The sequence below is a fragment of the Methanoregula sp. PtaB.Bin085 genome, assembly GCF_002067035.1.
In the GTDB taxonomy this organism is placed as follows: domain Archaea; phylum Halobacteriota; class Methanomicrobia; order Methanomicrobiales; family Methanospirillaceae; genus Methanoregula.
This window is the reverse complement of record NZ_MVQB01000037.1, coordinates 1-6,809: the sequence shown is the minus strand read 5'-3', so window position 1 is coordinate 6,809 and position 6,809 is coordinate 1. Positions and strand designations below refer to the sequence as shown.

The following is a 6,809-nucleotide window of genomic DNA, read 5'->3' as shown; positions in this document are numbered from 1 at the left end:
CATCTGCGCCCCGACAAGATCGAATAAGGTGTTATCCATATCGAATAAAAGGGCACGAACCGGGTTTTTTCCCTCGCCCTCCTCCAGAAGCCCGTCAGAAAACCCTTCGGAGGACATGACAGTTACCCATTCATGTTAGAAACAGTATCTCTATCATAATTTCGGTCGCGCTTCCGATGCAATAAGCATTTTCCGGGAGGGGCGGATCCTGGTGATAACCATAATTATACTGACAAAAAATCTAACCCGCCAGGCAGATCCCGTGCATGGCCCGAATTCCCTCCATGAATTTATCCTTGGAGATCATACAGGAAAAGAGAACGTCCGGTTTCCATCATGAACGCCACATACCTTGTTGAAATCCGCCTCTCCCGGACAAAATGGCGAATCAGGAATCTCACCGATCAAATCTCCCATGAATATGGGATTGGCGATTTTCTCGAACCCCATCCCCATGTCACCCTCTATGGCCCGCTGACGCTGAACGAGGGTATTGGCAGTCGTGATCTGCTCGATGCGATCGGAGCCGTCGCAGTCCAATACGATCCGGTTCCGTTCCTTATTGACGGCTGGGAGAAACGGGATGGCATCCATGGGAGTGTCATAGCCTTCCCTGTCCGGCCTTCTGAACAGCTCCGCCGGCTCACACGCGAGATCGCTTCTGCCCTCAACCCAATAACAACAAGCCAGAACACGTATGATGCAGATCCTGAAAAAAAATGGTTCCATGTGACCATAGCAAACCGTCTGAGTTCCCGTCTGGCATCTGAAGTCTATTCCCGGCTCACCGGCCATCAGGAGCATCTCCCCCCTGCGGAAGAGAGACCCGCACAACAACCCTCGCTTCTCCAGCGTTTCCTTTCGGGTGCTGTTCCATCATCATGTTCTGACCGGGGGTCTGAGAAGAAACCTTTCAGGATCCTCCCGCCCCTGCTCGATGAGACCGGGATCCGGATCACCGTTATGGAGGACATGACAATCCTTGGGGAGTACGATCTTATCGAAAAACGCTGGATCTTCGGCGACCACCGGCACAGCGCTGCACGGTGGCAGAAAACCCTTGTCCAGTACCGTCATCATGCCGGATTCGAACACCGCGATCCCGAACCTGCCCGTTTGGACGATGTCTTCGTTATCGCAGACCTGCACCTGGGTCATGCCAATATTATCCGGTACTGCTCGCGTCCGTTCAGCTTCTCTGACAGTGCCGAGATGGACCATGTGCTTATCAAGAACTGGAACTATTCCGTCTCTTCAAAGAACCGTGTCTATTATCTCGGCGACCTCCGGTACGGGCCGGATGCAGAACCGGCAGCGCAGTACCGGAAACGGCTCCGGGGGGATATCGTATTCATCCGGGGGAATCATGACGAGACCGGGCCCGGAACGCTGACCCTCGTTGAAATGGAATTTGAGGGAACGAAGTTCTGCCTTGTGCATGACCCGGCCGATGCTCCATCCGGATTCGACGGCTGGGTGATCCACGGGCACCACCACAACAACGATCTCAGGAATTACCCTTTTATCAACTTTATCGACCACAGGGTGAATGTGAGCGCAGAGGTTGTCGGATACAAACCGGTCGGCCTCCACGAGATCCTCCGGCGTATCCGCGATCGGGAGGCCACTGGCGACACCAGCCCGATCCTTTTCCGGTAACGTGCGGGAGTAGAATAACCCGGTGGCAAATATTGAGCAACCCCAACCTTTTTCAAAAGCCATGCTGCATATCCCTACACGGGTGAGCATCCATGTTGTTCGAGCGTGTCGTTTCCGAAGGGATCGCGCATCTTTCATACATCATCGGGGATGAGGGGAAAGCAGCAGTCATCGATCCACGCCGCGACGGGGAAGTGTACCTGGATATCGCGGCGCGCAGCGGCTGCACCATCACACACATTTTCGAAACCCACCGCAACGAGGATTACATGATCGGGTCTCTCGCCCTTGCTGATCGGTGTAAGGCAGAGATATATCACGGGGCAGCCATGGATTTTGCATACGGGAACGCCGTGCATGACGGTGATTCGTTTCGGTTCGGCTCACTCTCCCTGCAGGTTCTGGAAACTCCCGGGCATACTGAGGAGAGTATTTCCCTGGTTGTACGGGACACGGCCGGCGGAGATGTCCCGCTGCTGGTATTTTCCGGCGATACCGTGTTTGCAGGGGATATTGCACGAACGGATTTTTTCGGCGTTGACCGCAAGCAGGAGATGGCGGAGAAGATTTTTGACAGTATCATGAGGATTTTCGCGCTCGGGGATGGGGTCATCATATGTCCTGCCCATGGTGCGGGATCGGTTTGCGGGGGCAAGATTGCGGACCGGCCTTTTACAACGGTCGGTATTGAAAAATCCACCAACCACCTGATCCGCATGGGCAGGCAGTCCTTTGTTTCCCAAAGGGTAACGGAATCGCCCTATAAGCCACCCTATTTCCGTACAATGGAACACTTCAACCGGTCTGGTGCACCCGGGGTTCCGCTCCCTGCGCCCCGTTTCCTGACGCCGATTGAACTGCAAACGCTCCGGAAATGTGGTTGCCAGGTGATCGATATCAGGGCTCCCGGGGGTTTTGCAGCCGGCCATATTCCCGGCAGCTTGTCGATCTGGCGCAACGGGATCTCATCCTATGCCGGCTGGTTCCTCTCCTACGAAAACCCTGTCGTGATTATCGATGATTTCAACCAGAATACCGGAGAGATAATCCGCCAGCTCTACCGTCTCGGCTATGACAATGTTGACGGGATCCTTGCCGGGGGAATCGGATCATGGTTTAAGAACGGGGGAGAGGTGGGAACGTTCAGGACATGTACGGTTTACGGGCTCCGTGAGCGCCTTGAGCGGGAGGAAGTCTTCCTCCTCGACGTGCGGGATATCAGGAACCGGCGCGATGCCGGATTCATTCCGGGTTCGCACCATACCTATCTCGGCGAACTTCCCGGACACCTGGACATGATCCCGCGTGACGTTCCCGTCATTATCTATTGCGATGCCGGCTTCAAGTCCGCCACCGCGGCCAGTATTCTTGCCATGCACCAGTACCGCGATCTCACGACAGTGCTTGGCGGCATGGCCGCATGGGAACGGGCAGGTTTCCCGATCGGTCACGAAAAATAATTCGCCTGACCGACATTTGAAAAGATTTATCATTCCATGGCGGGAACGGTTTGAGTACGTTATGGATATCATCAAAATCCCGCGGGCCGACAAAGCGGAATATGACCGGCTGATAGAACGCGGATATGTCTGCAGGATTGCGTTCCAGGGTGAGAAGTACCCCTACATTGCCCCTTTCCTCTATGTCTTCGACGGATCGTTCCTGTACTTCCTCTCGACAAAATACGGAAAAAAGATCGAGCATTTCCGGAAAAGTCCCTATGCTTCGGTAGAGATTGAGAAATACACAAAGGATCTCTCCACCTATACCTTTGTCACCCTCCAGGGATATCTTGAGGAGGTGACGGATTCCATAGAGAAGAAGATGATCCGGGAGAGATTCGTGGACCTTATCGTCGAGAGAAACCTTTCCTGCAATATCCTTGCCGCGCTTGGCCACTCACCCATGGATGCTCCCGTCGCTATTGCAGAGGAAGAGCGCTCGCTTGTCTGGAAACTGGCCGGCGTGAAGGATATCGTAGCACTCAAGAATCTTTAAAACCATTCTTCCCTTTTTCAAGGAATTCGCCTACTTCCTCTGCGGATTGCATTGGAGGGAGGCATTCGGAACCGATGCAGATGTACGCCACGGGATTACCTGTTGTTTGTATCATCGGGAGGATAAACGGTGCAAGCGATCCAAGAGACTGTGCGTGTTCCGGCAGAATGACGTGAACCGTTGATGCCGGCAGGTACCGGCCCCGGATCATCCTGAGCATTTCCCCGGCAACCGGATCGCTGCGTTTCCCGGCAATGATGATATCCAGTGCCGGTCCCAGCAGGTGATCGAGACCACACAGGTACGCCGTGTAAGCAGAAGGAGATTTCCGGATAATACCAGCAAAGGCATCGGCAAGGCCGGATGCATGTTCCAGGTACCGAAAATTACCCGTGAGGTGCCCGAGAAGGACAAGATTTTCCAGCATCATCGAATTTCCAGACGGGAGCGGGCCGTCGCAGATCTCCATCCTCCGTACAATGAGGGAATCACCGCCATCGGGTGTGAAAAAGAAACCGCTCTTTTGCGGAGCGGTGAAATGCTGACGGAGATACTGCTCCAGGACTTCAGCCTCTTCCAGCCACGAGGGATTGAAGCCGGTCTCGTACAATTCGATCAGTGCCCGGATCATGAATGCATAATCATCTGCAAATGCCGGGACTGCTGCTTCGCCATCGCACCACCGGTGAAGCAGCCCGCCATCAGGCTGCCGGAGGTTGTTCAGGAGAAAATCCATTGTCTGTTCTGCCATCCGTTCATACAATGGTTCCTGGAATGCCCGGGATGCTGCCGCGAGCGCTGCGATCATGAGCGCATTCCAGTCCGTCAGGATATTGCGATCGCATATCGGGCGGGGTCGTTTGTTCCGGTATGCGAGCATGCGTTCACGGATACGCGAAATCCGACGGGGATCACCCCGTTCATCAGGATCCCCTCCCGGAAGATGAAGAATATTCTTTCCGGCACCTGCCTCCGGTGATCGGAAATTTCCATGATCCGTGACCCCAAATAAGCTGGCGGCATATCTTCCATCATCGGGATCAAGGGCATCAAGAATCTCCTGTTTTGTCCAGAGATAGAATGCCCCCTCCCCCCCTTCGCTGTCCGCATCCTCGCCCGAAAAAAAGGCATTTTCCGGCGAGATGAGATCGCGGGAAACATAGCCGATGATCGATTCTGCCGTTCTCCGGTAGAGAGGTTCTTTTGTTGCCAGCCATGCTTCCGTATACGCGGTCAGGAGCAGGGCCTGATCATACAGCATCTTCTCGAAATGCGGCACCATCCAGTGCGCGTCTGTGGAGTACCGGTGGAATCCTCCCCCGAGGTGATCGTGAATTCCCCCAAGGGACATCGCCCTCATCGTGGATTCCGCCATGGAGCGCGCATGACCTGTTCCTGTCCGCTTCCAGAAGCGCAGCAGGAAGAGGATGTATGTCGGAAGGGGGAACTTTGGCGAACGGGAAAATCCGCCGTTCACGGGATCAAAGGACAGCAGCAGCTCCTGGTACCCGGCATCCGGAAGGGATCGATCGGCTGCTCCCTGCACCGGGCGGGGCATTCCGCTTTCAAGGCGTGCAACCACGTTCTCCGCAGCATCGTTGAGTGCATCGCGCTGGTCATTCCAGAGCCGGTATGCCTGCGTCAGGAGTTCGTCAAGGCCGGTCATCCCCGCCCGGAACGTACGGGGAAGATACGTCCCGGCAAAGAACGGTTTTTTATCCGGCGTCATGATGATGGTGAGCGGCCATCCACCCTTGCCAGTCATCTGCAGGCATGCTGCCATATAGATGCTGTCGATATCCGGGCGTTCCTGGCGGTCAACCTTGACCGGAACGAAGTAGTTGTTGAGGATATCAGCAATCTGCGCATTCTCGAAAGACTCGTGAGCCATGACATGGCACCAGTGGCATGTCGCGTACCCTATGGACAAAAAGACCGGCTTATCCTCGTCGGCTGCACGCCGGAACGCTTCATCGCCCCACGGGTACCAGTCCACGGGATTCCGAGCATGCTGCTGCAGGTACGGGCTCTTTTCGTGTGCAAGATGGTTGGGCCGATGGTCCGATTCCTGTGGATCCGGTGACATCCGGACATCTCCTTCGTGTACCCGCACATTGGCCCGATGAGCAGATGAGCCTTTCAGCAGTGACAATACCGGCACGATACTTATGTGGATGCACGGGCCAGTGTACCATGATCAGGACCGATGATGGACGCAGGCACATTTCTCCTTATCGCATCAAGCGGGATTGTTGTTGTTGCAATCTCGCATTTCCTGGATCGCATATGGGCTTCAGCGGTCCCGTTCCACGCGGTCTATCTCTTCATTCGCGCCCCGGGCGTGATCCTGCACGAGTGCGCCCATATTCTCGGCTGCTTCCTGACCGGTGCGCGGATCCGGAATATTGTCCTCTTCTCGCAGGATGGCGGCTCGGTGACATACTCCCGCCCTGCCATTCCCTTCCTTGGCGACGTCATCATCAGCACGGCTCCGCTCTTCGTCATACCGCTGGCCCTGTCTGTCATGACATGGTTTTTTGCAGAGTATGCCGGATGCGTCTTCCCCGTGTTTCCCGTGACCCTGACCTCGCAGGCAACGTTCATGGATCTCGGAGGGGCTATAAGTACCCTGTTCTTCGATAATCTTGTCAGCCGGTTCAACGGCTGGTTTCTTATCTACCTGTACCTGACCGTCAGCCTCGTCCTTTCAGTCGCACCGAGCACGCAGGATATGAAAAATGCAGCGGAAGGAAGTCTCCTCCTTATCCTCGCCGGTATCATTGTCGTGTGGAGCGGGATCCCGTGGGCAGAAGCAGCAGCCGAAGAACTTGTTCGTCTGCTCGGGTACGGTTTCATGATGGGACTTGTCTTCGGGCTCATCGCGTTTATCGTATCGCTGCCCCCTGCCGCATGGCACCTGGTCCGCCGCGGATGGTAACGATCGCAGGATCGATCAGATGGGTATTATCTGATCCGGAGGCTACATTTTTTACACCATGGCACGCGGCACCGGACCCGGCGAAAAGAACGGGGATGACCCGGGGGAACGGCTTACACCGGTCATGCGCCAGTATCATCAGCTGAAGGCACAGCACCCGGATACCATCCTCTTCTTCCGGATCGGTGATTTTTACGAGACCTTCAACAGCGAT

Annotated in this window: 6 protein-coding genes; 5 read left to right on the top strand and 1 reads right to left on the bottom strand. The window is 55.2% G+C overall.

Annotated elements, in window-relative coordinates:
- Nucleotides 1–336: 336 nt before the first annotated feature.
- The 3 genes from A4E33_RS08240 to A4E33_RS08230 all read left to right on the top strand — a co-directional run bounded on the left by A4E33_RS08240 (nt 337) and on the right by A4E33_RS08230 (nt 3,657).
- Nucleotides 337–1,659, top strand: a complete 1,323-nt coding sequence (locus tag A4E33_RS08240; RefSeq protein ID WP_292347220.1) for a 2'-5' RNA ligase family protein — start codon at nt 337–339, stop codon at nt 1,657–1,659.
- 92 nt (nt 1,660–1,751) lie between these two features.
- Nucleotides 1,752–3,119, top strand: a complete 1,368-nt coding sequence (locus A4E33_RS08235) for a rhodanese-like domain-containing protein (RefSeq protein WP_292347219.1) — start codon at nt 1,752–1,754, stop codon at nt 3,117–3,119.
- 61 nt (nt 3,120–3,180) lie between these two features.
- The gene (locus tag A4E33_RS08230; protein WP_292347218.1) at nt 3,181–3,657 is read left to right on the top strand and encodes a pyridoxamine 5'-phosphate oxidase family protein; all 477 of its coding nucleotides are present in this window, start codon (nt 3,181–3,183) and stop codon (nt 3,655–3,657) included.
- Here A4E33_RS08230 and A4E33_RS08225 read toward each other — a convergent pair.
- Nucleotides 3,644–5,743 (bottom strand): thioredoxin domain-containing protein, encoded by a 2,100-nt coding sequence (locus tag A4E33_RS08225; RefSeq protein WP_292347217.1) that lies wholly within the window; start codon nt 5,741–5,743, stop codon nt 3,644–3,646. The two genes, A4E33_RS08230 and A4E33_RS08225, sit on opposite strands and share 14 nt — an antisense overlap.
- 120 nt (nt 5,744–5,863) lie before the next feature.
- Between A4E33_RS08225 and A4E33_RS08220 the strand changes: the two genes are divergently transcribed.
- Complete coding sequence (locus A4E33_RS08220; protein ID WP_292347216.1) at nt 5,864–6,595, top strand: M50 family metallopeptidase; 732 nt, start codon at nt 5,864–5,866, stop codon at nt 6,593–6,595.
- A gap of 58 nt (nt 6,596–6,653) precedes the next feature.
- A partial coding sequence (locus A4E33_RS14745; protein ID WP_363054070.1) for a hypothetical protein occupies nt 6,654–6,809 on the top strand: 156 nt, incomplete at its 3' end.

Coding starts and splice junctions, on each gene's coding strand:
- A4E33_RS08240 (WP_292347220.1), top strand. CDS start 337: ATGAACGCCACATACCTTGTTGAAATCCGCCTCTCCCGGACAAAATGG.
- A4E33_RS08235 (WP_292347219.1), top strand. CDS start 1,752: ATGTTGTTCGAGCGTGTCGTTTCCGAAGGGATCGCGCATCTTTCATAC.
- A4E33_RS08230 (WP_292347218.1), top strand. CDS start 3,181: ATGGATATCATCAAAATCCCGCGGGCCGACAAAGCGGAATATGACCGG.
- A4E33_RS08225 (WP_292347217.1), bottom strand. CDS start 5,743: ATGTCACCGGATCCACAGGAATCGGACCATCGGCCCAACCATCTTGCA.
- A4E33_RS08220 (WP_292347216.1), top strand. CDS start 5,864: ATGATGGACGCAGGCACATTTCTCCTTATCGCATCAAGCGGGATTGTT.